The 24,276-nt window shown below is 41.0% G+C and carries 20 protein-coding genes; 16 read left to right on the forward strand and 4 right to left on the reverse strand.

Features of this window, described 5'->3' with window-relative positions; translation table 11 throughout:
* Nucleotides 1–360: 360 nt before the first annotated feature.
* Nucleotides 361–591 carry a DNA-binding protein gene (locus D1B33_RS11935; protein ID WP_118876626.1) on the reverse strand — a complete coding sequence of 77 codons (231 nt, stop codon included), beginning with the start codon at nucleotides 589–591 and terminating at the stop codon, nucleotides 361–363.
* 142 nt (nucleotides 592–733) lie between these two features.
* Here D1B33_RS11935 and D1B33_RS11940 point away from each other — a divergent pair, with 142 nt between their 5' ends.
* From D1B33_RS11940 to D1B33_RS11965, 7 genes are all read left to right on the forward strand, one after another.
* Complete coding sequence (locus D1B33_RS11940) at nucleotides 734–1,597, forward strand: DMT family transporter (protein WP_118876627.1); 864 nt, start codon at nucleotides 734–736, stop codon at nucleotides 1,595–1,597.
* A 300-nt stretch (nucleotides 1,598–1,897) separates the two neighbouring features.
* Nucleotides 1,898–2,593, forward strand: coding sequence for a response regulator transcription factor (locus D1B33_RS11945; protein WP_118876628.1), 696 nt, complete (start codon nucleotides 1,898–1,900; stop codon nucleotides 2,591–2,593).
* Nucleotides 2,571–2,726, forward strand: coding sequence for a hypothetical protein (locus tag D1B33_RS18465; RefSeq protein WP_158582966.1), 156 nt, complete (start codon nucleotides 2,571–2,573; stop codon nucleotides 2,724–2,726). The genes D1B33_RS11945 and D1B33_RS18465 overlap by 23 nt, the downstream gene beginning before the upstream one ends.
* A gap of 14 nt (nucleotides 2,727–2,740) precedes the next feature.
* Nucleotides 2,741–4,942, forward strand: coding sequence for a sensor histidine kinase (locus tag D1B33_RS11950; RefSeq protein WP_118876629.1), 2,202 nt, complete (start codon nucleotides 2,741–2,743; stop codon nucleotides 4,940–4,942).
* Nucleotides 4,943–5,042: 100 nt separating this feature from the next.
* Complete coding sequence (locus tag D1B33_RS11955) at nucleotides 5,043–6,143, forward strand: metallophosphoesterase (RefSeq protein ID WP_118876630.1); 1,101 nt, start codon at nucleotides 5,043–5,045, stop codon at nucleotides 6,141–6,143.
* A gap of 91 nt (nucleotides 6,144–6,234) precedes the next feature.
* On the forward strand, nucleotides 6,235–7,062 hold the full coding sequence (locus D1B33_RS11960; protein ID WP_118876631.1) for an undecaprenyl-diphosphate phosphatase: 828 nt from the start codon (nucleotides 6,235–6,237) through the stop codon (nucleotides 7,060–7,062).
* Nucleotides 7,063–7,245: 183 nt separating this feature from the next.
* The gene (locus D1B33_RS11965; protein ID WP_147370402.1) at nucleotides 7,246–8,535 is read left to right on the forward strand and encodes a globin-coupled sensor protein; all 1,290 of its coding nucleotides are present in this window, start codon (nucleotides 7,246–7,248) and stop codon (nucleotides 8,533–8,535) included.
* Between the two features lie 69 nt (nucleotides 8,536–8,604).
* On the opposite strand, the gene D1B33_RS11970 is transcribed toward D1B33_RS11965, so the two are convergent.
* Nucleotides 8,605–9,402 (reverse strand): TIGR00266 family protein, encoded by a 798-nt coding sequence (locus D1B33_RS11970; RefSeq protein WP_118876633.1) that lies wholly within the window; start codon nucleotides 9,400–9,402, stop codon nucleotides 8,605–8,607.
* Between the two features lie 180 nt (nucleotides 9,403–9,582).
* Here D1B33_RS11970 and D1B33_RS11975 point away from each other — a divergent pair, with 180 nt between their 5' ends.
* From D1B33_RS11975 to D1B33_RS11990, 4 genes are all read left to right on the forward strand, one after another.
* A complete protein-coding gene (locus tag D1B33_RS11975) occupies nucleotides 9,583–11,058 on the forward strand; it encodes an aldehyde dehydrogenase family protein (RefSeq protein WP_118876634.1) in 1,476 nt (491 codons plus the stop codon).
* A 30-nt stretch (nucleotides 11,059–11,088) separates the two neighbouring features.
* Nucleotides 11,089–12,258, forward strand: coding sequence for a saccharopine dehydrogenase family protein (locus D1B33_RS11980; protein WP_118876635.1), 1,170 nt, complete (start codon nucleotides 11,089–11,091; stop codon nucleotides 12,256–12,258).
* Between the two features lie 129 nt (nucleotides 12,259–12,387).
* A complete protein-coding gene (locus D1B33_RS11985; RefSeq protein ID WP_118876636.1) occupies nucleotides 12,388–14,538 on the forward strand; it encodes a beta-propeller domain-containing protein in 2,151 nt (716 codons plus the stop codon).
* Nucleotides 14,539–14,812: 274 nt separating this feature from the next.
* Nucleotides 14,813–15,682: a hypothetical protein gene (locus D1B33_RS11990; RefSeq protein WP_118876637.1), complete on the forward strand. Its 870-nt coding sequence runs from the start codon at nucleotides 14,813–14,815 to the stop codon at nucleotides 15,680–15,682.
* Between the two features lie 383 nt (nucleotides 15,683–16,065).
* Here D1B33_RS11990 and D1B33_RS11995 read toward each other — a convergent pair whose 3' ends face one another.
* A complete protein-coding gene (locus D1B33_RS11995; RefSeq protein ID WP_158582967.1) occupies nucleotides 16,066–17,481 on the reverse strand; it encodes a polysaccharide deacetylase family protein in 1,416 nt (471 codons plus the stop codon).
* Between the two features lie 173 nt (nucleotides 17,482–17,654).
* Between D1B33_RS11995 and D1B33_RS12000 the strand changes: the two genes are divergently transcribed.
* Both D1B33_RS12000 and D1B33_RS12005 read left to right on the forward strand, forming a co-directional pair.
* Complete coding sequence (locus D1B33_RS12000; RefSeq protein ID WP_118876639.1) at nucleotides 17,655–18,398, forward strand: threonine/serine exporter family protein; 744 nt, start codon at nucleotides 17,655–17,657, stop codon at nucleotides 18,396–18,398.
* 11 nt (nucleotides 18,399–18,409) lie between these two features.
* Entirely contained in the window at nucleotides 18,410–18,886 is a 477-nt protein-coding gene (locus D1B33_RS12005; RefSeq protein WP_199677408.1) for a threonine/serine exporter family protein, read from the forward strand.
* A gap of 45 nt (nucleotides 18,887–18,931) precedes the next feature.
* Here D1B33_RS12005 and D1B33_RS12010 read toward each other — a convergent pair whose 3' ends face one another.
* A complete protein-coding gene (locus D1B33_RS12010) occupies nucleotides 18,932–20,953 on the reverse strand; it encodes an EAL domain-containing protein (protein WP_118876641.1) in 2,022 nt (673 codons plus the stop codon).
* Between the two features lie 358 nt (nucleotides 20,954–21,311).
* Here D1B33_RS12010 and D1B33_RS12015 point away from each other — a divergent pair, with 358 nt between their 5' ends.
* From D1B33_RS12015 to D1B33_RS12025, 3 genes are all read left to right on the forward strand, one after another.
* The gene (locus tag D1B33_RS12015) at nucleotides 21,312–22,190 is read left to right on the forward strand and encodes a GNAT family N-acetyltransferase (RefSeq protein WP_118876642.1); all 879 of its coding nucleotides are present in this window, start codon (nucleotides 21,312–21,314) and stop codon (nucleotides 22,188–22,190) included.
* A 127-nt stretch (nucleotides 22,191–22,317) separates the two neighbouring features.
* Entirely contained in the window at nucleotides 22,318–23,229 is a 912-nt protein-coding gene (locus tag D1B33_RS12020; RefSeq protein ID WP_118876643.1) for a 1,4-dihydroxy-2-naphthoate polyprenyltransferase, read from the forward strand.
* Nucleotides 23,230–23,376: 147 nt separating this feature from the next.
* Nucleotides 23,377–23,559 carry a hypothetical protein gene (locus D1B33_RS12025; protein ID WP_118876644.1) on the forward strand — a complete coding sequence of 61 codons (183 nt, stop codon included), beginning with the start codon at nucleotides 23,377–23,379 and terminating at the stop codon, nucleotides 23,557–23,559.
* Nucleotides 23,560–24,276 lie beyond the last annotated feature (717 nt).

A 24,276-nucleotide genomic window follows, 5' to 3' on the forward strand; every position in this document is an offset into this window, starting at 1 on the left:
GTGTCAAAACGGTCGAATAGAGTGTATCAAAACACCCGTTTGAAGGAAGAGCCGGTGAAAACGGTCAAATAGAGTGTATCAAAACGCCCCTTTGAAGAAAGCGCGGTGAAAATGGTCAAATAGAGCGTGTCAAAACGCCCGTTTGAAGAAAGGCCGGGTGAAAACAGTCGAATAGAGAGTGTCAAAATGCCCGTTTGAAGAAAGCTGGGGGAAAACTGGTCGAATAGAGTGTGTGTAAACACCCGTTTGAAGAAAGGCCGGGTGAAAACGGTCGAATAGAAAACGCCAAAGCGCCCAAAAAACCAAATACCTCATAAATCGCCAGGAATGTGAAAAGGCATTCCTGGCTTTCTTATTTTATCAATCTTCATCCTTAATATCAGGATCTTCGGGTATGGGGGTGTTGCGCCAGATTTCAATCTCTTCTTTTATGCGTTCCAGTTGCTCATGATACGTATCGAACTGAGCACTGTTGATTAAAAATTGTTCCCCATCATGCACCGCTTTGATTCGGCCAGCATAAATGTAGCGCAGGACTTGATCTTCGGGCATGGAAATATCCTTTGCGGTTTCGGCAACGGTTTTAAACATAGATGATGGCCTCCTTTTCTTTCTTATTATAAATAATTATCTCAAAAAGCACGAATAACACAAAGCGAAAATAAGGATTAAAGACTTCCTAGAATATGGTAGCATAATAGTAATGAGAGCGATTTAACAGGGAGGCAGGACATTGAATAGTTTACCATACATATTTGTCTTACTAGCCGCGGTCCTTTGGGGCACAGTGGGGACCATCCAAACTTTTTTGCAGGAAGATGTCTCGTCCATTACAGTGGCAGCTGTGCGTTCAGCGATCGGAGGAGGGGCGCTTCTGATTGCAGCGCTGGCTATGAAGAAAATCCATTTTAAAACGTGGTCTTGGAAATGGACGATTTTAGCAGCGTTAACGATTGCTTTATTCCAATCTTTATTTTTCACTTCGGTCCGTTTTACAGGAGTAGCGATTGGAACGGTGGTCACGATTGGAAGCTCGCCGGTATTTTCCGGTCTTGTGGAATGGGTGATCTGGAAAAGAAGGCCGAATCGCATTTGGGCCATTGCCACGCTGCTAGCGATTGTTGGATGCGTTTTATTGTTTGTTAATCGAGGACAAGCAACCATTAGCCCTATCGGCATTTTATTGGCGTTAAGCGCGGGTCTTATGTTTGCCCTCTACACGAACTGCAGCAAGCAATTGACAGAAACAGAAGAAACTCTGCCGGCAGTGGCGATGACTTTTACCCTATGTGCGCTTATGCTGCTGCCGTTTTCAGGAGATGGCGTAGCATGGGTCTTTCATAGCCAAAACTTCCTGCCCATTCTATTTATGGGGTTAGCCGCAACAAGTTTGGCCTATGTTTTGTTTTTGGCAGGTTTAGAAAAAATCAGCTCATCCTCGGCAGTCACGCTTTCTTTGGCAGAACCTTTAACCGCTTCAATGCTTGGCGTCTTTTGGGTTGGAGAATATTTAAGCGCTACCTCCTGGATTGGGGTTGCATTGCTGCTGGCGGGCATTGTTGTGTTGACGGTTGGGACTAGCCGATTTGCTAAATAAATTTGATTATCATTTTATATTTTAAAAAAGACATCAATTAAGAGAATTGTTCTCTTGTATTTGATGTCTTTTCATGTAAGAACCCTACCTAGTACCTTCCAAAAAACTAGAGACCCAGGATGTTCCTCTTGAAAAGGTTTATATCAATTTTCAAATAAAGTAAACTAGGAGACAAATATCCTAAATCGCTTAATACATAAATTTCCCCAAAATCTTAAGAATTTCTTCAGATTTATACAGACCATTTATTAAGATTCGATTTGTAAGATAAAGGCATAAGAAAAAGATGAGGTGAGGGCAGTGGAGAAACTGACGGTGCTCGTCACAGATGATGACAAGGACATTCGTGATGGGATTGAGATTTATTTAAAGAATGAAGGCTATAACGTTTTGAAGGCAGCCGATGGGATGGAAGCATTGAATCTATTGGAGAAAAATGAAGTGCATCTCATCATCCTGGATATTATGATGCCGAATATGGATGGCATTACCGCTACCTTTAAAATCCGTACAGAGCGCAATATTCCCATTATCATGTTAAGCGCAAAAGCGGAAGATACGGACAAGATTCATGGACTTTCAGTAGGCGCGGACGACTATATTACCAAGCCGTTTCATCCTCTGGAGCTGCTTGCGCGGGTAAAGTCCCAGCTTAGAAGGTACGTCCATCTTGGAACTTATAACGGACAATCGCAAGCCAAAGTGGAAGTCAATGGGCTTTCGCTTGATGCAGAAGCAAAAGAAGTTCGATTGGATGGGGAATTGATCAAGCTCACACCGATTGAGTACAAAATTACCGAGCTTCTCCTCAAAAATGCGGGACGTGTTTATTCCATCAACGAAATCTATGAGCTCGTTTGGAATGAAGAAGCTTATAATGCGGAAAATGTGGTGGCTGTCCACATACGGAAAATACGCGAAAAAATTGAGGCGGATCCTAAAAATCCGAGGTTTTTAAAGGTTGTGTGGGGCATTGGATACAAAATTGAAAAATAAAATTGAAGCAGGCATTACGACCATCAGTGTGATTGCAAGTGTGGCAGGGATGTTCGTGATTATCATGAAAACTTGGCAATTTATGCGTGAGCATCTTGGTGAAATGATCCAGTTGCTTGTGAAATTATTTTAGAGGAGGAAACGAATATGAAACCGAAAGGCAAATTAATCCTCACTCTTTTTCTTATAACTTGGACGGCGTTTGCTGTTGTGTCATTCTTGAATAATTCGCAAAACTATTTATTCAAATCCTATTTCGATTCAGATTATTTTCAATCAAACAAGACCAGTTTTGTTGATCAGTTAGGTAACTATGTACTCACGCCGTTTGACCCGGAAGAGGCAAAGGAGAAAATTAGCGTAACGCAGCAAGAAATCGATTATTATCGCCACTATTATGGAACGTTGCCGGAACAGCTTCAAAATATCCGCGAGCAATACAGCGAACAAATTCTGCAGGCAGAAGAATCCGAGGATGCAGCACTTAAGAAGTTTTTGATCGACGAACGCGATGGAAAGATGAAAGATGTTACCAAAAACTTTGAAAGCGACGAGTATGTTGAAAAGAAAATCTTGAAGCAAAAAGAAAGTGATATCGATCGTTATGCAATGGAACAAGCTAGGCAACGCCAAGAATTCTTGAATGAATATAAACACTATGCTTATCACTTTGTTAATACTGAAACAGGTGAAAACTTTTCTTCTGAAATGCAGCCAAAGAATGAGGTGTATCAAGAAAGTTTCAATGAATCGAAAACGGCACTGTTAACAGTTGATAATACGGAATATATAAATGCAGCTGATTCTGCATATGCACCTGATGCTGTGCTGCGAATCGATGGCGGGGTCTCCAAATTTGAAGGTTCCATAAGCATTCCGAAGTCAATGATGAATAACTCAAATTTTGCAAGTGAATATCATAGCTTTACAAGAGCCCAAACGATTTTCTATATTCTTTGGATTACCGGTATTTTAGCCATCGTGGGCTTATGCACGGCTGCAAAACCATCAAAAGCATTAATGCAGGGTCCAGGAAGAATGAAAGAGGTATTCGCTCGTATACCGATAGATGTTCGTTTGCTGATAATCCTTGTTGCAGGAATGATTTCTATTGCCATGATGGATACCGTAGGGAATACAATTCAAAATTTCTATCAGTATACTCCAAATATAAGATGGTTTGAGATAGTGGTCAGCATGATTGTAATGTTTATTGCTGTTACGATAGTTATTTTGGGTTTAACTTGGACTTGGGATTCTATATCGAATGAAGAGAAGTTTAAAAAAGAACTGAAAAATGCCATGCTTCATCGTGTGGCGGGTGTAATGCAGGATGTTTTCTTGAACCGCTTTTTTGGAATCCAGGCAGTAGCGGTGATCATTGTCGCGTTCCTTGCAGGTATCGGCTTTGTTGGCGCTGCAATTAGCGGTGGTGAATTAGTCTTAATATATATCGTGTTATTTTTCTTTATCGCATTGCCTGTATTCTTTATTTTCCTTCGTTATACGGGCTATTGGAACCGAATCATGAAGCAGACGCAAGAAATGGCGGAAGGGCGTCTAACTTCGGAGATTAAGGTGAAGGGGAAATCGATTTTTGCCAATCATGCGCGCAATTTGAATGCGTTGCGTGAAGGGGTACGGACTTCAATGACGGAGCAGGCAAAAAGTGAGCGGCTGAAAACGGAACTGATTACGAATGTGAGCCATGACTTGCGAACACCGTTAACTTCTATTATCACCTATACTGAATTGCTGAAAAATCCAAACCTAACAGAGGCTGAGCGGGCACAATATATTGATGTTCTGGATAAAAAATCGGCTCGACTGAAAACGTTGATTGAAGATTTGTTTGAAGTATCAAAAATGGCAAGCGGAAATATTGAACTAACCAAACAATATATCGATCTAACGCAATTGATGCAGCAAGCTATCGGGGAACATAAGGAAGCCTTTGCAAACGCCAACCTCGATTTGCGTGTATCCATGCTGGAACAGCCGCTGTATGCAGTGGTGGACGGGCAGAAGATATGGCGCGTAATTGATAATTTAATTGTCAATGCATTAAAGTACTCGATGGAAGGGACAAGAGTGTATGTTGCGTTGAAACAGCACAATTCCATGGCTGAGTTTACAGTCAAAAATGTCTCCCAATATGAGCTGAATGATAATGTAGAAGAATTGACGGAACGATTCAAGCGTGCGGATGCTTCCCGTCATACGGATGGATCGGGATTAGGCCTGGCCATTGCCCAATCTATTGTTGATTTGCATCATGGACGAATGACGATTGAGGTGGATGGTGATTTGTTCAAAGTAACCGTCTTTATTCCAACTGAAAAAGCTTGACGCTCAGCTGTCCTTCAATATGAAGGGCAGCCATTTCTTGTTATGAACAAACCTCCTTAACGTGATATACTTTTTGTAGTCGTTAATGGAGGATTTGCATATGGGAAGGATTCTTGGCATAACGCTTGCCCTTGGTTTATATAGTATACTAACTGTCTATTTGGGGCTCAATTTAAAAAAGTGGCTTGAGTCAATCAACCTCTTTCGCTGGCCCGTTTTTTATTGGCTTCTTCTTTTTCTCGTTTCATTTAGTTTTATCATAGGAAGACTTCGTGATTCTTTAAAACCCCTCATAATTCTCGGGAATTATTGGATGTTCTTCTTGGAGTATGGGCTTCTGCTATGCATTTTGGCCAATCTAGTTATATATATCACACCGTATAAAAATGTACCCATCATGGGTTCGATTGTCATGGGGCTTCTCGTGATATTGTTTGCTTGGGGCTCATATAATGCATATTCTCCTGTTGTCCGTAATTTGGAAATTAGCATTGACCGACCTGGTGAACCACTGAGATTGGTGGTGGCGTCCGATTTCCATTTAGGTGTCCTGTCGCATAAAGACCATCTTCAGCGATTTGTCGAGCTTTCAAATGAAGCGAAGCCAGATGCAGTTTTGCTGGTGGGGGACATTGTTGATGATGATCCGATTTGGTTCGTCGATGAAGGCATGAACGAAGTGATGAAGCAGCTGACCTCGACATATGGTGTTTATGGGGTGCTGGGCAACCATGAATACTATGGAGGGAAAATTCCGGAGTTCATTGATGAAATGAAAGAATCGAATGTCCAAATCTTACTGGATGAAACAATTTTGGTTGGAAATCGTTTTTATTTAACGGGACGGGAAGATTTAACGAACGCGGAACGAAAAGAGCTTGAAGCATTAAAACCGGAAAGTGGAGAGCACCCATGGATTGTCATGAACCATACTCCTCAGGATCTGCAAGAGGCGGAAAAAGCGGGCGTCGATTTTCACGTATCGGGACATACCCATCTCGGACAGCTATGGCCGAATAACTTCATCACAAACCAAATTTTCGAAGTGGATTATGGGCACCTTCAAAAAGACGCCAGCCACTTTCTTGTGTCATCGGGATTTGGTTTCTGGGGTCCGCCAATGAGAATCGGCAGCCGCTCGGAACTGTGGGTTGTAGACATTTCTTTTAATGAGGAATCCGTCGGGAGATATGGACATTAAAACGCGTTTCCTGTATTGTAATTACGTATTTAAAGGAAGAACAATTACGGTTGATGTAATTGATAGAAAAAAGAGGAGATAATATTGATCTATGGAATTATTCGATTTAATTAAAGCGATTATCCTCGGTTTTGTAGAAGGGATGACGGAGTTCGCGCCGGTTTCTTCGACAGGTCATATGATTATTGTGGATGATTTGTGGTTGAATACAAAAGAGTTTTTAGGGTCAGGGTCTGCAAACACATTCAAAATCGTGATTCAGCTCGGGTCGATTTTGGCGGTAGTGGTCGTCATGTGGAAACGTTTGCTGAGTTTAGTAGGTTTGTATAAAATTGAAGGACAAACCGCAACCCGCAGATTCAATTTGGGACATGTTATTATGGGGATTATACCAGCTGGAGTTTTAGGCATATTATTCGAGGATTTTATCGATGAAAATCTGTTCTTTACTTCTACGGTAATTATCGGTCTGATTATAGGGGCGATCTGGATGATTATTGCAGACAAATTCGGACCTAAAAAACCGTCTATTACGTCGTTGGATGAAATTTCCTATAGCAAGGCATTCAAAATTGGCATAATTCAATGCTTATCTTTATGGCCAGGATTCTCGCGCTCGGGGGCAACAATTTCCGGAGGGGTCATGCTGGGGCTCGATCATAAAACGGCCGCAGACTTTACTTTCATTATGGCAGTGCCGATAATGGCCGGTGCGAGTGGAATCTCTTTATTAAAAAACTGGAGCGATTTAGAGCCAAGCCATACAGGGTTTTATATACTTGGGTTTGTTAGTGCCTTTGTATTTGCGTTAATCGCCATTAAATTCTTCTTAAAATTAATTTCAAGAGTAAAATTGGTGCCATTTGCGATTTATCGTCTCGTATTGGCTGCGATTTTAATTGTAGTATTATATTTATAATCCAAACTCGTCTCGAAAGATTTCTTTCGAGGCGTTTTTTTATCTTTCACATCGAAGTGAAGAGGATGTTCACAAATGGGCAATAGAAAAGCAGGAAGTGTGAGAAAAGTCATACTATCTAGTGGAAGCTGTCATTTAAACTGATATTAGCAGTAAATTTTAACTGGAAAATGGAGTGGTTTGGTGTTCCTGCTAAAAAAAGAGAGTAGATCTTTGATTTTGGACGAGCGTTTTTCGAATGTCGGTATTTATGTGCAAGACCATGATTTATTAGAACAGCTTTCCATCATTGACCTAACGGAAAGAGACTTGCATATAATACGGGCTTTAAAGCCTTCCATTGAGTTGCAAATCGAGGAATTGGTCGAAACCTTTTATTCGGTCATTGAAAGTGTTTCGGAATTTGACGAGATGATTTCCACTCACAGCAGTTCCGAAAGACTCCGCCATACGTTGCGCTGCCATGTGGGCGAGATGTTTGATGGCCGGATTGATGAACAATACATAGAGATGAGAAGAAGAGTAGCCAATAAGCATGTGTTGATTGGATTAACGACAAAATGGTATTTGGCCTCTTTTTATCAATTGGAATCCAAAATTCAGGAAATCATTTTTGGCTTAAATCTAAATCATTTCGAAACGCAAAAAGCAATCCAATCACTAAGAAAGGTATTCAGCTTGGAGGAGCAGATCGTTTTGGATGAATATGACCGGGTTGCTGCACAACTTTCAATGAAGCAGCAACACAGCGTAAGAGCGGAAGTCAAAGAAATCATTGGCGGCATTGCCGTTACGCTTGAGGAGCAATCCTTAACGACGACTGAACTCGTTTCAGAACTAATGGCCAACACTTGCAATATAAGAGAATTATCGCGCAGTAGCATTCAGGATGCGCAAGGAACAAAACAGGCGTCTGCTGAAGGGTTGCATCAGCTAGTAACGTTAACGGAAAAAACAAAGGAAATTAACCAGAAAACCATTGATATGTCAGGAATGATTGAAAACTTGAACCAGTCATCTTCCGAAATTCAGGCAGTGGTCGAAATGGTGAAAAATATTGCGGGACAGACCAATCTATTGGCATTAAATTCAGCCATCGAAGCAGCGCGAGCCGGGGTGCATGGCAAAGGATTTGCCGTGGTGGCATCCGAAGTGCGCAAGTTGGCGGAACAAACGAAGCAATCCGTGGAGAAGATTGCCTCTTTAATCGGAATGTCGAGTGAAGTAACGGCACAAGTAATCGATTCAATCCATCAAATACAGGACCTAGTAAAAGAAGGCATAGAGGAAAATGAAAAATCTCTTTTTTCTTTTGAAAAAATTTCTTCCTCCGTGGATGCGACCATTCTCGATTTTGAAAAAGTAGGCAAGCAAGTAGGCGAATTATCTTCCGTTGTGGAGAAAATAGGCAATTACACAAAGCAACTGGAGGGAGCTTCCGCCACTTTAAAGGAGACGATTGATGGGTTTTGAACTCGTTTCAAAAATATTAAAAGTGACTCAGTATAACTGCCGAGTCACTTTTTTGCTTTAGATTTGGGCTTAATCATTAAACATATTGAACAATCCGCCAATTCCGCCTTCGCCTGCGTTTTGGCCGCCTCCGCCTTGGGTAACAGGGGCAGCTGCAAATACGCGGCTTGCCAAACGGCTGAATGGCAATGATTGAATCCAAACCGTTCCCGGTCCGCGCAAGGATGCAAGGAAGATGCCTTCCCCACCAAAAAGAGCTGTTTTAATGCCGCTTACAGCTTGGATGTCATAATCTACATTAGACGTCATTGCCACCAAGCAGCCTGTATCCACCAATAATTTTTGACCCGGTTGAAGGTCGACTTTTTTAATGGTACCTCCGGCATGGATAAAGGCCAATCCATCACCTTCAAGTTTTTGCATAATAAAGCCTTCACCGCCAAAGAATCCAGTACCGATTTTACGTTGGAATTCAATACCGACCGATACGCCTTTTGCTGCCGCTAAAAATGCATCTTTTTGGCAAATAATTTTTCCATTATAAATGCTTAAGTCCATTGGAATAATTTTCCCTGGGTAAGGAGCTGCAAAGGAAACATGCTGTTTTCCATGGCCAACGTTTGTGAACGTAGTCATAAATAAACTCTCGCCCGTTAGCAAACGTTTTCCGGCACCCATTAATTTCCCCATCAGTCCGCCACCGCCGCTTCGGGAACCGTCGCCAAAAACTGTTTCCATTTTAATGGCTTCGTCCATCATCATTAAGCTTCCTGCCTCGGCAATGGCCGTTTCGTTCGGATCCAGTTCCACTTCTACAAATTGCATATCATCTCCATACAACTTGTAATCAATTTCATGATTGTTCAAATTCATAACCTCCTAAAGTCATTAATAAATATATACCATTTAGGGATACGTTTTCCCTTCCTAAAAGTTTCATAGAAATAATTTTTACACACGATTAATAACCTATATAAAAGAGAGTTTTTGGACAGGACGGATGGGTGAAGGACAATTTTGTTCAGAAGCTAAAGGAGGAGGGCGTTAATGGAGATTCGCAATTATATAGATGGAAAATGGAGACCGAATGATTCGCTTCAATCAATCCCTGTCATCAACCCAGCGAATAGTGAACAGCTTGCCACCGTTCCGCTTTCAACGGATGTTCAAGTCCGTGAAGCAGTGAATGCGGCAAAAAAAGCGCAAAGATTCTGGGCGCAAACACCGGCGCCAAAACGTGCGGAATTTCTATATGAAATTGGTTATAAGCTAAAAGAAAAGAAAGAATCTCTTGCTCAAATTTTAACGAAAGAAATGGGCAAGGTCATCGAGGAAGCGCGTGGGGAAGTGCAAGAAGCCATTGATATGGCATTTTATATGGCAGGTGAAGGAAGACGCTTGTTTGGGGAAACCACTCCTTCTGAACTGGCAGATAAGTTTGCCATGAGCGTTCGTGCGCCAATCGGGGTAGTGGGGCTGATTACGCCATGGAATTTCCCGATTGCCATTGCCACATGGAAGTCTTTCCCCGCAATTGTGACGGGCAATACGGTGGTTTGGAAACCGGCGACCGAAACACCGTTGATGGCCTATGAAATGGCAAAAATCTTTGAGGAAGTCGGCTTGCCAAAAGGTGTGGCTAATGTTGTTTTTGGAGCCGGTTCAACTGTCGGAACGGCCATGATTGAGCATCCTGATGTGAAAGTGATTTCATTTACCGGTTCAACGGAAACTGGAAGAAAGGTTGCAGAACTGGGCGGACGTCATTTAAAAAAGGTGTCCCTGGAAATGGGCGGGAAAAATGCGGTCATTGTTATGGAAGATGCCGATCTGCTATTAGCCGTGGAGGGTATCATCTGGAGCGCTTTTGGAACAGCGGGTCAACGCTGCACCGCATGTAGCCGCGTCATTGTGCACAAGGATGTAAAAAGAAAGCTTGAGAGTCTGTTAGTGGAGGCAATTAGTAAATTAACCATTGGAGACGGACTGGATTCGGCGAATAAAATCGGTCCAGTCATTAATGGAGCAGCTTTGGAGAAAATTGCGCAGTATGTCGAGATTGGAAAGCAGGAAGGTGCCACTTTGCTTGTGGGAGGAAACTCGTTAACGACGCCTCCGTACGATGAAGGGTTTTATTTTGAACCGACCGTGTTCACGAATGTCACGAAAGAGATGGCCATTGCACAGGAAGAAATCTTTGGTCCTGTTTTAAGCATCATCGAAGTTGAAAGCCTGGAAGAAGCCATTGAAGTAAATAACAGCGTGAAATTTGGCTTGTCGAGTTCTATCTTCTCGCAAGACATTAATAAAATATTCCAAGCGCAAAGAGATTTGGACACGGGAATTGTGTATGTCAATGCTGGAACAACCGGTGCAGAAATTCATTTGCCTTTTGGCGGGACAAAAGGGACTGGAAATGGCCATCGTGACTCAGGTCAAGCGGCGTTGGATGTGTATACAGAATGGAAAAGTATTTATGTCGATTATAGTGGGAAGCTGCAACGGGCGCAAATTGATACGTAAAAATAAAACAACGAAAAGGGGATGTGTGTGATGAAAGTTGTTGTTTTAGGCGCTGGCTTGATGGGAAAAGAAGCTGCACGGGATTTAAATGCAAGCGATAAAGTAGAAAAGGTGTTTTTGGCGGATATCAATACGAAAGCGGCCAAAGCATTTGTGGAATCGCTTCAAACAGATAAAATTGAAGTAGTGGCATGTAACGCGGGAAATAGAGAAGAATTGCGGACTGTCATGGCAAAAGGCGATGTTTGCGTAAATGCACTTTTTTATGATTTCAACGAGGCAGTGGCAAAGACGGCAATTGAAGTCGGCGTCCATGCCGTTGATTTGGGCGGGCATATCGGAGAAATTACCGAACGCATTTTAGCGTTGAATGAGGAAGCAAAACAAAAGAACGTGACGATTATCCCTGATCTGGGAGTGGCCCCCGGGATGATCAATATTCTGGCAGGCTATGGGGTCTCAAAATTGGACTCGGTCGAATCCATCAAATTGTATGTTGGCGGCATCCCCACAAAGCCGCAGCCGCCCCTGAATTATACGCAAGTATTCTCGCTGGAAGGGGTCTTTGACCATTACACGGAGCCCGCAAAAGTGATTCAACAAGGCAAATTAAAAGAAGTCCCTTCCTTATCGGGTATCGAGCCCATTTACTTTAACGAATATGGTGTACTGGAAGCCTTCTATACCTCAGGCGGAACGTCTACGCTGATTAAAACATTCCCAAATGTCAAAACGCTCGAGTATAAAACAATCCGCTATAAAGGGCACGCAGAAAAATTTAAGTTATTGAGTGAATTAGGATTCCTTAGCAAGGAAAACAAGGTGGAAGTCGACGGTCAAGAAGTGCGGGTTCGCGATGTGGTGCGTGAAGCGTTAAAGAAGAAGCTTGATTTAGGCGATCAAGAGGATGCCGTACTGCTGCGCGTTATTGTTTCGGGCGAAAAATCCGATGAACAAGTAACGTATGAATATGAATTGAATGTGAAGCGCGACGCAGCAACAAGCATGACCGCAATGGCCCGGGCAACTGCTTGTACAATCGCCTCTGCAGCCATTATGCTGGGAAGCGGCGTCATTACAAAGCGAGGAGTTTATCCGCCGGAATCCATTGTTCCGGGATATGAATATATAGAAAAAATGGCAAAACGCGGTGTCATCATTAAAGAAACTTCCCATCGTTCAACAATTATTAAATGGTAAAGATAAAAATGCGTGAAGAGTTATGTTCTTCACGCATTTTTATTTTAGAAAGATTTACATATTTTGTGTAACGAAAATCTGCCTTGAAGGTCTAATGAAATAAGCAGACAATCCAAAGGAGTGAGTTACATGAAAGGAAGGTTAATAGCAAGCAGCCTCGTTTTCGCAATTATTGCCTTATTGGCAAGTACAGCAATATTTTATTTTGGAAAAAAGGTAGAAGTACATGCTTCCACAACCGTTTTGGTTGATCACCCGTATCAGGTTTATTTTTCGCAACCTCTTAATAGCATTAATGAGAAATTGATTTATGTGACAAATGGGGATGGCGAGCGGGTTGAAGCTGCAATCACTCTTCAGGATGCCCACCATTCCTTATCAATCGAGCACTTGCCGCCTGGGGACTATAAGCTTCATATTGAAGCGGCCGCATTTGAAAAAAAGCGAAAAGCCGAGGGGCAAGAAATACAATTCAAAGTGGTTCAAGAATTGAAAGAATTAACGTCCGTTGAAGAGCTGGAGGATTTCTTTCAAACCATATTAGATGAGGAGAGAAAAAATCGCGGTAGAGGTCGGGTAGTAGTGGAAGAGAGTGCAGATATGAAAACTTCCAACGCCGCAGCAGATACTGCCAGCACCGAAGCAAGTTCTTCCCATTCTTCTACCAATAACCAGGTAGAGGGAATTGAAGAAGGGGATGTGGTGGTAACAGATGGCCGCTATATTTATTCCATTGTTGACCAACAAATTGTCATCATAGATGCAAGAAATCCCAAGAACCTAAAAGTGGCAAACAAGATAAAATTGGAGGGCAATCGTAACCCGATGCAATTAATGTTGCATGATGGGATGCTGATTGTCATTGCGGATGAATATATCGAGATGAAAAAGGATGGCTATTCAAACGGCATCAGCATGACTAAAGCGGCTTTTTATAATATAAAAGACGCCGAAAATCCAAAGTTAATAAGGGAAGTCGGCCAAGATGGCTACATGAACGGCATTCGGAAATATGGCAATACACTTTATATCGTAACGAATAAAATGCCGGATTATTGGCTGCTAACGAAAGAAAAAGAGGTTGAGCTTCGTCCGTATACGTATGATAGTAAACAAGCGGAAAGCATCAAACCGATGAACATTGACCAATTAACCATTTTGCCTGGCGCGAATGAACCGAATTATACGATTATATCGGCAGTTGATTTAAAGAACTTTGGCAGCAGCAAGGTTGAAACAAAAGGTTATTTGGGCGGAAGCTCCGCTTTATACATGTCCGAACATGCCTTGTATTTAACAGCGGTCAATTATAGGGCTTTTATGGGAGACAGTGTGGAAGAGGCAACAACGGATATGGCCATTTTGCCTGCAGGAGCAACAAATACCGAAATATTTAAATTTAAAATTGAAGGTCAACGTGTAGACTTTACTGCATCAACGTTCATAAAAGGCAGCATCTTGAATCAGTTTTCGATGGATGAGCATAACGGGTATTTCAGGGTGGCAACAACGGAAGGGGATTTCTGGGGAAGTGCCGACAATGCTTCAAAAAATCATCTGTTCGTCTATGACGAGAATTTAATGAAAATCGGAGAAGTGACTGACTTGGCACGTGGTGAGAAGATTTATTCGGCTAGGTTTATGGGAGATAAAGCATATATTGTGACTTTTAAACAGGTAGATCCGCTGTTTGTAATTGATCTTGCAAACCCGGAAAAGCCAAGAGTATTGGGAGAATTGAAAATCCCGGGCTTTAGCAATTACCTTCATCCGTTAGGCGAAAATCATTTAATTGGCATTGGATATGATACCGAAACGAGAGTGGATGAATCAATGAAGCAGCCCTTTGTCACAAGAGCGGGCATGAAGGTCTCGCTGTTTGACATTACGGACTTTGCCAATCCCAAGGAGCAGGATTCGGTGGTCATCGGCGGACGCGGAACATATTCGGAAATCGAGTACAATCACAAAGCGTTATTCAGGCATGATGCCTATGGGTATTATGGTTTTCCGGTAACGGTTTATGAAGCGAAAGAAAAATACGATGTCGCCTACAAAGGGACTGGAGCGGTTGTATACCAAATTACGCCTGAAAATGGCATAAAAATAAAAGCCAACTTGGTGGCTCCAGCTCAAAAAGGAGAACAGTACGAAGACTGGGGAGCTTTAATTTCAAGGCTTATCTATATTGATGACACGCTTTATACTGTGTCCAGGAAAGAAATCAAAGGCTATGACTTGGAAAGTTTCGAGTTGGTTGACCAAGTGGAGATTAAATAAAATAGTAGGAGCTTGTTTTGAGATGTATTTTCAAAACAAGCTTTTTTCTATTTAAGGAAGAACACTTGATTTGAAAAGTTCTAAAGCTCGACTATGAGGTGTTTTTGAAGAAAATATTGAAGTACAGGATTTCTGTTTATTTGCGCAATCTGCGGGGTGGAATACTTTCTTTCCATATGATGAGGACCAAATTATAGAGGGGATTAAGGGATATGATACTATTAAAGACGAGAGTAAATTATAAATTGGTTAGAGTTAAACAAGAGGTGGCAAGTTGAAAAAATTTACTGGAATCGTAATCATAATACTTAGTTCGCTATTGGGCCTGTTCTGTGCGATAGGTCTTTTCCAGGAGTTTATCGTTGCTGCGATAGTTTTTTGGATTATTAGTTTCCCGCTTTATATATGGGGTCAAAAGATCAGAACTACAAAGTATGAATTTAAACAAGAAGGAAAGCGTTTGATAAAAAACTATATCTTTGTTTTTTTTATTCTTCCGCTAGCAATCTATTTATTTGGAAATTATTCTGAGTTTAAAGAAAATACATTTGTAGATGAACATTATATTGTCTATGAACCTGCATCAGGTACTCTTCTAGGAGAGTTGTCGATCTTTCTGTTTTTAGTTCTTGTTTTTCTTTTGGCTTTTCGATTTCTTAATTCCGAATTAAAACGAAAAAGGTTATGGGATGTTATTATTTTTGGAACGATTCTTTTGTTAATTGGATTTAATGTTCTTACGTTCTCTGATTATAGAGGAATACATAAAGAAGATGGATTAGTATCAAGCAATTGGAAAGGTGAAAAAGATATTATTTCTTTTGAAGAGATTGAAAGTGTCTTTGTGGAGCCTTATGTGCATCATGGAAGTTTATCCAATTCCTCCGATGAGACAAGGTTTGTTTGGCGAGTGACTTTTCAACCCAAAAATCAAGAAAAAGCAGTAGCTTACCAATATAGAATGATGTCGGAGTCCAATTTAGAACAAACGATGGATATCAAAAAGATAGCGATGAAAAATGATATACCTTTTATAGTTGGAGAAATGAGTCCAGAAACATTCGAGATGTTTGTTTTTGATCTGGAAATGGAAGAACTTGATAAAGAACATTATTATGAGCTTTTTCAAGTGAATAATGAATAATAATGATGAGCTTTCAGAAGGAATCTAATTGACTAGTGGACGTCAAAATTGCAGGGAAATGGCTGCGTCTATTACAACCAAATAGATTCCAAAGAAACCGGCTGGACCCCATAACCCAGTTTATGGGACACCATATCATCAATTCAAACTTCATTTGTCGCACCAAAACCCCCGTCTGAGTCAAGCACGGCGAGAAACGGTCGAATAGAACGCGCCAAAACGCCCGTCTGAGTAAAGCGCGGCGAAAAACGGTCGAATAGAACGCCCAAAACGCCCATCTGAGTCAAGCGTGACAAGAAACGGTAGAAGAGAGCAAGCTAAAACCCCCGTCTACCGCCAACAAAAAATCAGCAAGGAATAATCCTTGCTGATTCTAACTCACACTATTTCCCATAACCCTTTAATTCACTAACCGTTACACACTCGTATCCTTCTTTTTGCAGATAGATGAGGACTTTTTCCAAGCCGTCTGCGGTGGATTGATGGATATCATGCATCAATATAACATCATTATTTTTCAATGTCTTTTGAATCTTCGGCAGCAGCTTGCTTGAATCGCGGTATTTCCAGTCGAGCGTATCAATCGTCCACATTACGAGAGGAGTGGAAACGGAATCTTCCACGGTTTTATTTTTTTCTCCATAGGGCGGCCTGAAAACGGTTGGATAGTGTCCGGTAATTTTAAAAATCGTATTGTTCGTTTTATCCACTTGTGCCGAGACATTGCTAGGTGAGAGTTTGGTTAAATTTGGATGGCTCCATGAATGGTTGCCGATTTCATGGCCTTCCGCCAAAATCGCTTTAACGATTGATTCGTTGCCGGCTACCTGATTTCCCACGATAAAAAAAGTTGCTTTTGCATCGTATTGAGCCAACAGATCCAAAACTTGTCTAGTAATCTTGTGATGGGGGCCATCATCGAAAGTCAACGCCACTTTCTTGCCCAAACTTTTTTTCGGAACGGGCTGCAAAATCGTAATGTCGCTCTTTACACTCGTTTGAAAAGCACTTCCCAATATGGGATTCAAAAATGACATCGGGATGGATAGCTTTGGTGTACCCACGCTCTCATCCGTAAAAGCTCCTTGATCGTAATAAAGAACAAAAGCATCATTTTCGATTACAAAGCGGTTGTAGTTTTTCCAATAAGGATACGAAAGGATATTCCATTTTTTAATGTTTATATGATTCTTGTAACTTTTTTGCTCCAGCATTTTTTGATTCACGTATTTTGAAAGCTTTTTCAAGTGTTCAACATTTTGATTAAAAATCTTTTTTGAATCAATGAGCTCTCCGGTTTTTCGGTTAAAGAAGAGAGTATAATAAGCATCCCCAACATTTTTCCCATTAACTGTTTCTTTTTTTGTCATTAAAATCGAATAATAATTTTCCTTATAAGGCGTTATTTTTACGGCAATGGAAAGATTATTTTTCATTTCGTTCTTGGAATCTTGAATTTTTGTTATGTATTGTTGCTTCGTTGCTTTTATGTAATCTGTAATTTTTTGATTTACAGGTTTGAATTTTGTTGATGGATAGATGATTTTATATGGATTGGCAGGATCGATAGAATTATCTTTAAAAAGGCGAATTCCTTCAAAGTCCGACTCCACCTCGATTACCGCTTGCTCCGCTGCTTTCACTTCTTTTATTCCATTGCCAGGGTTTGAGTTGCTGGCCAAAGCAGTGGCATTCTGAAACTTGGAATCTCCATTCAAGACCATAAATCCTCCAACAATTGCCGATAACATAAAAATCACGCTAATCAATAGTACCTCTATCCATTTATAACGTTTCAATGGTAGGTTCTCTCCTTTGGTGTGTTGTTGTTCCATAATCAAAAGGGATGATCAGGTTAAAAATTCCTTTATTAAATTTACAAAATTAACCTCCCTTATAAAAAATATGTATTGAGTTATCCTAAACTGTTCGATAATATAGCATGGAGAAAGAAGGAGAATGACTCGAAATTATGAACAATGAACAAAATGTTGAAAAGGCACTTGATTGTTTTTTATTGGCCGGCAAAATCATGATGGAAAGTGGAGCGGAAACCTACCGAGTGGAAGACACGATGCTTCGCATGGCCCGCTCGCAAAACATTGAAGCGCAAAGTTATGTCACTCCAACAGGGATTATTCTGTCCGTGGGAAAAAACCAGATGAAAATCAGTTCCATTACATCGCGGATTACTGATTTACATAAAATTGCAAAAGTTAACAATGTTTCCCGCAAGCTTACAGTTCAAATAATAACACTTGATGAGGCTTATGAGGAGTTAAAAAAGATAGAAAAAACTAATTCTTTTTTACCTCTGCATATCCAAATATTGGCGGCTTCAATTGCCAGCAGTTCTTTTTTGGTTTTATCTAAAGGATATGGGTCGGATATGCCCGCTGCCTTTGTGGCTGGAGGGATTGGCTATTTAGTTGCGACTCTTATTCAGGAGATGACAAAGGTGAAATTCTTCTCTGAATTTTTAGCTGCTTTGGTGATTGGCTTGGTCGCTTCCATGGCCGTGCATTTAGGCTTGGGAACTGAAATGGATAAGATCATTGTCGGGGGAGTAATGCCGCTTGTTCCCGGGTTATTGATCACCAATGCCGTACGGGATTTAATGGCGGGGCATTTTACCGCAGGCATTGCCAAAGGAGCTGAAGCATTCTTAACGGCATTTGCGATTGGTTCGGGCATTGCACTGAGTGTGTCGTTTTAAGGAGAATGATGATGGAGTTAATCTTACAAGTACTTTTTAGCTTTTTATTTACAGCATGCTTTGGTGTTATTTTTAATGCTCCGATTAAAGCCATTCCTTACTGTGGTTTTGTTGGGGCTGTGGGTTGGATAATTTACTATATGCTGATGAGTATCAATATAACGGAAGTTCAGGCATCTTTTTTGGGTGCATTTGCCGTGGCATTGTTGGCGCAGATTTTTGCCCGAAGGTTTAAAATGCCGATGATTATTTTTAACGTATCCGGCATTATTGCATTGGTTCCTGGGGGCATTGCCTATAATACGATGCGCAATATTGTAGAACTGGATTATAACATGGGCATGCAAAACGGAATGCGCGTCCTCATGATCTCGGGCGCCATTGCCATGGGATTGGTTTTTGCGGAAGTGATGGTCCAGCTGGTGTTAAGGATGTTTAAAACAGGGCGTACCTCCATGCAATCCTTCGCCCGTGCAAAACGAAAATGAATACAAAGAAAAGGAGGCTACTCTATAGCGGAGTAGCCTTTTAAACTAGATATTCATTGATTCTTCAATCAGCTCGGAAATCGCGGCACCGGGTACCGGCTTGCTGATTAGGTAACCTTGGATGGCATCGCAGCCGTATTCTGCCAGTAATTGCTGCTGCTCCTTCGTTTCTACACCTTCAGCCAGTACGGTCAAGTTCATTGACTTGCCGAACTGCACCATTCCATGGATCAACCGCTGTGTTTTCTCGGACTGCAGAAGAGAGTGAATAAACGTTTGGTCAATTTTCAGCACTTCGATTGGCAGGAGCTGCATATAACGGAACGAAGCATAGCCCGTCCCGAAATCATCGAGAATAAAAACAATGCCCTTGTCGTTCAGTTTCCGCATTTGTTTGATAATAGATGTTTCCGCTTCTGCTTGGAGCGCGAACTTTTCCGTAAATTCAATTTGAATCAAGTTGGCAGGACAGTTGGTCTTATCCAAAGTGGAAAGAATGAATTTGGCCATATTTTTGTCGCGGAATTCGCGGACAGATAAGTTAATGGTCACTTTTATGTCCAATCCTTCTTTATGCCAATTTGCTGCCTGTTGACAAGCTTCTTCAATCACAAATGAGCCGATATTATTAATTAAACCCGTTTCCTCTGCGATGGGTATCAACTCGTCGGGAGAAACGACGCCGATTTCTTCATCTTCCCAGCGGACCAGTGCTTCCACGGCCAATACTTTGCCAGTATGAATATCAACCTGGGGCTGGTAGAAAACTTTAAGATTCTGTTGATTCAGCGCAAGCAACAGCCGTTTTTCAATAATAGATTTGCGGTTAATGGCTTTATGCGTTGCATTGGATAGTGAAACAATATGATCCCCGCCTGCTTCACGAACATTTGCGATGGTTGCAAGAGAAGCTTTCATTAGATGCGGAAAGCTTGTCTGATCCTGTGGTGAACGAGTGATTCCACCGCTAATGGACAATGGAACGGCGATATTTTCATTATAAATGGGATTTTGCTGCAGATAAGTCAGGAATCCCTGGATAAACCATTCGCCAAGCGGTGTAATGACGACAAATTCATTTTCGTTGATTCTTGCCATTTCACTATCTTGGAAATAGATTTTCATGCGCTTCGTGAATTCCATGATCAGATTAGTTTCCATTTTATAATGAAGCTCTTTAATGGTATAAAATTTATCAATGCTTAAATAAACGAATGAAAAATGGCGTTTTTCATCAATCATTTCATTGACGATTTGTTCTAGCCGATGTGCATTCATTAATCCGGTTTCCGTGTCAACATAGGCGATTTTTTCAAGCTGCTGCTTTAGCTTTTTTTCGTTTGTAATATCTTTTTCAACCAGCACAAATTCATCGTTTTGCTTGTCCGCGGAAGTCGTGGGAATCGCCGTCAAGAACACCCAATAGGGGATATTATCTTTCGTTGCTTTTTCTACCTCGCCTTGCCAGATTTGGCCGGCATTCATTGTTCGCCAAATGGAATTCGCCACCTTCAAGCTGTGTTCATCATTCGGGAAAAGCTGCCAGAATGTTTTGCCCAAGACGCGTTTTGGTGTCCAGTGGCTTGCAGTCAGGAAGTTCTGGTTGCAATTCGTAATAAGCCCTTCCGCATCAAAGGTAACAACCATATAAGAAGCATAAAGCCCTTCGATTAAATCTCTCAAAGCCTGCGTATCATCATTCATGCGTGTAAAGGCTTCATCTAGCAAGCATGTAACCAAAATGCAAGGTTCATCATTCACTAGCACAGAAGTTGTCAACAGTGTTGCATTTACGATCACATCTTCTTTTGTTAAAAGTTTTATATTTTCAAAGCGTAATGGCTCTTTTCCAGCTAAAATAGTGTGATAGGATTCTTTGGACATAGTTGCCAGCAAACGATCTTGAATGGAGCCTTTTGAAAAATCCTGAAGCTCATAACCAAATAACTTTTTGCTTAAATCGTTCCAAAAAAGCACTTTATCATTCTTATTTAGTACAAAAGTTGGGAAAGGAGACAAATTTACCATTTTTCCATCGATTACTCTGTTCATCATCTCTTGGCTCATTCGTTTTTCACTCCTAAATAGTCACAAATTCATACTGTTTATTATAAAGTTTTAATAGCAAATAGTCATTAATAATCTGACAAAAATTTTCAGTTTAATTTTTCGCGGGACAAAAGTTGTGATTGTTTGGAAATAAAATAAAAATAATGAGAAGATGGGTTAAAAGGACTATATTAAAATTTTCCATATTCTTTTATGGAAGGCATCGAAAGCCAGGAACTGTGCTAGTATGCTTAAAAAAACTGCCATAAAAGCATCAATGAGGTAATTACCGTTAATTTGCGATATGACCTTGCGGGGGCTTGGATGTTCATCTAAAATGAAAAACATCATTGACAAGAATCGGAGAGTTGGAAGAATGAATCTATCAATTATTACCGCATCGTTTCCCATCGATCATGAAACATATAATGAAATCAAAACCCTGTGCGCATCCGCAAGTGAGATTGATAAATATAATTATTGCCCTGTTCTCAATCTACAGGAGTCGCAAAACTACCAGGTCAAAGGGTTTTTTGTTCTTGCATATGATGACGAACAAAATGAACTTGTTGGCGTAGCAAGTGCAGTGGACCAAATGGGGTTGAATACATATGAATGGGCCATTCTAATAGCGCCGATGTACCGGGAAATTGGATTGGATGAGGCTATATTGAAGGTAATTGGAGATGGATTGCATCAACGCGGGGCACAAGGTGAACTCGCCTTGGTCATTGAAAATGACAAACGAAGACGTGAATTTGTGGAGAAGTACGGGTACTCTCAGAGTTTTTCCGAAGCAACTTTTGAAGCAAAACCGGAAGCGATGGAACCGGATGAATCGATTGATATTCGACCATATTGTCGAGCAAACGATTCAGAAGCACTTATTCGGATTTTTAGTGAAGCTTTTGGAGATTTACGGGAAGAATCAATAGAGTTAATCGATTTTAATACAACGACAGAAGGAAGAATTTTGTGGGTCGCTGAATTGAACGGGGAAATTGTGGGGACGGTAACCACTTCCAAGGAAGGAAGTGCGCAATGGGTGACAGCCTTGGCCGTGCATCCCGATAAGCAAGGAATGGGCATTGGTACCAAATTGTTGATATGGGCAAAGGATTTCACTATGCGCAGTGGAGAGTCGGTTGTCATGCTTGAGGTGGAAGTGGAGAATGAACGAGCGCTGGCAGTCTATGAAAAGGCTGGCTTCCTAAAAACGATGCAAGTGGATTATTATGAATATACTGGTGAGTAAAAGACGGAAAAGCTAGTTTTTTAACGCCTACTAGCACCAATATTTCTCGAAAGATGAGCGAGAACTATTGGTGCTAATTTGTTATAATGTATGAATGTGAAAAATTATAAAAGGGAAGTTGAAATAGATGGAGAATGAAAAACAAATGAGTTCCGCAAAATTAATGTGGAAAATGACTCGCCCCCATACATTGACAGCAACCTTTGCGCCGGTGATATTGGGAAGCGTAATGGCTTTATACGATACCGAAATTGATTATCTTCTATTTATTGCCATGATGGTTGCTTGTTTGGCTTTGCAAATCGCCACAAATTTATTTAATGAATATTACGATTTTAGGCGCGGGCTGGATACGGCAGAATCAGTTGGAATCGGCGGCGGAATTGTACGCCACGGCTTAAAGCCCAAAAATGTTCTGACGGTAGCCATTCTTTTATATGTGGTTGCTGCCATCATCGGTGTTTACATTTGTATGAACAGCAGTTGGTGGTTAGTGGTGATCGGCTTGTTTGGGATGGCAATCGGCTATTTATATACAGGCGGGCCGCTTCCTATTGCCTATACACCATTTGGTGAATTGTTCGCTGGTGCATTGATGGGGACAGGCTTCGTGTTAATCGCATATTTCATCCAAACGGGTGAACTTACATTAACGTCTGTGCTGATTTCAATCCCGCCCGGTATTCTGGTTGGCGCAATCAATATGTCCAATAATATTCGGGATATTGAGGAAGATACAAAGGGTGGCAGAAAAACGCTTGCGATTCTACTGGGTCGCGAAAAAGCGGTGATGACATTAGCGTTTGCCTTTGTGATTTCGTATATTTGGATCATTGCCCTTGTTATTGCCGGGATGGTCAGTCCTTGGGCGTTAATCGTATTGTTGACCGTGAAAAAACCGATTTCCGCCATTCAAGGCTTCAAAGAGGGTGCAACCAAGCCGCAATATATGCGGGTGGCAATGAAATCAACAGCAATTACGAATACATTATTTTCCTTTGTTTTAGCGATTGGGTTATTCATCAGTTATATTATTTAAAGCTGGGCGTCTCTGCAGAAGCAGAGGCGCTTTTTCTATTAGTTTTCTCTAATATCGAATGAATCATTTAAATATTATTTTCTAGTCCATTCCATTACACCAACCTTGTACCCTTACATAAAGTAAGCGTAAAGGAGGTGGATAAAGGTGCTTTTGCTGCTTCTTGCGATTGCGTTAATGACATTGGGATTAGTGATGTTTGCAGTAGGTAAATATACAAAAAGAATTTGGCTGAAATTGCTTGGAATTTTCGTAGCGGTTGTCGGCTTCCTGATTTTTGTGGCAGTCGTATTGATATTCCTATTTTTCCCAGGGGCAGTAACCCTCTAGGATTGTAAAAATGACCCTATCCAGGATGAAATTCCCGATAGGGTCATTACGTTTGAGTGGAAGTGAAGAGTTGGTTTTTGTCGATTTTAACGGAGATATCCCGCATGAATGAAAGTGATCATTTTGGAGGGGAAAAGAGGGGAGAGTTCCTTTTTCGATGTCTTGAAGGATTGGGTTAATAAGAGTGGGTAGTGAAATTTTTGTCAACTAAGTTTACGATTCAGGACATAGGACTAAGTTGATTTGTCGATAAATCACAAAAAAATCGATAGTTTTCTTAGAAAATAAGCAGGCTTACGCTACTATTTGAAAAAACTAAATGAAGGTGCATTCCCATCATAGGAGGAGCTTGAATTTTTGTAAACCCGGTTGACGAATTTAGTATGCAGGAAAAATAGTGCTGTCGATATAGGAAGTTGAACAAGAAAAGCTTTCAATATAATGATCTAACAAGGCCCATCTTAGGGAATGGTTTGAATGGAAGGGGTAAATTGGGGGAGCTTTCGATTTTTTTTGTCAACCTTGTTGACTAAAGGGGTATAGCGGAAAATCAAACTGTCGAATAAAGAAGGAAATCCCAATTCTTTATTAGTATATTAAAGATAAAAGGGGAAATTTAAAACCCTGCTTTGAAAGCTACACTTAATGAGAGTGATGATAATATTTTTTGTCAACCTGGTTAACGGAAAAAGTATAGGAGAGACAACGATTTGTCGT

The organism is Ureibacillus yapensis, assembly GCF_003515775.1.
Lineage (GTDB): Bacteria > Bacillota > Bacilli > Bacillales_A > Planococcaceae > Ureibacillus > Ureibacillus yapensis.

Bases quoted from the DNA above. Each gene is read 5' to 3' on its own strand.
- D1B33_RS11935 (WP_118876626.1), bottom strand. From the start codon at position 591: ATGTTTAAAACCGTTGCCGAAACCGCAAAGGATATTTCCATGCCCGAA.
- D1B33_RS11950 (WP_118876629.1), top strand. From the start codon at position 2,741: ATGAAACCGAAAGGCAAATTAATCCTCACTCTTTTTCTTATAACTTGG.
- D1B33_RS11955 (WP_118876630.1), top strand. From the start codon at position 5,043: ATGGGAAGGATTCTTGGCATAACGCTTGCCCTTGGTTTATATAGTATA.
- D1B33_RS11960 (WP_118876631.1), top strand. From the start codon at position 6,235: ATGGAATTATTCGATTTAATTAAAGCGATTATCCTCGGTTTTGTAGAA.
- D1B33_RS11975 (WP_118876634.1), top strand. From the start codon at position 9,583: ATGGAGATTCGCAATTATATAGATGGAAAATGGAGACCGAATGATTCG.
- D1B33_RS11980 (WP_118876635.1), top strand. From the start codon at position 11,089: ATGAAAGTTGTTGTTTTAGGCGCTGGCTTGATGGGAAAAGAAGCTGCA.
- D1B33_RS11985 (WP_118876636.1), top strand. From the start codon at position 12,388: ATGAAAGGAAGGTTAATAGCAAGCAGCCTCGTTTTCGCAATTATTGCC.
- D1B33_RS12000 (WP_118876639.1), top strand. From the start codon at position 17,655: ATGAACAATGAACAAAATGTTGAAAAGGCACTTGATTGTTTTTTATTG.
- D1B33_RS12005 (WP_199677408.1), top strand. From the start codon at position 18,410: ATGGAGTTAATCTTACAAGTACTTTTTAGCTTTTTATTTACAGCATGC.
- D1B33_RS12010 (WP_118876641.1), bottom strand. From the start codon at position 20,953: ATGAGCCAAGAGATGATGAACAGAGTAATCGATGGAAAAATGGTAAAT.
- D1B33_RS12015 (WP_118876642.1), top strand. From the start codon at position 21,312: ATGAATCTATCAATTATTACCGCATCGTTTCCCATCGATCATGAAACA.
- D1B33_RS12020 (WP_118876643.1), top strand. From the start codon at position 22,318: ATGGAGAATGAAAAACAAATGAGTTCCGCAAAATTAATGTGGAAAATG.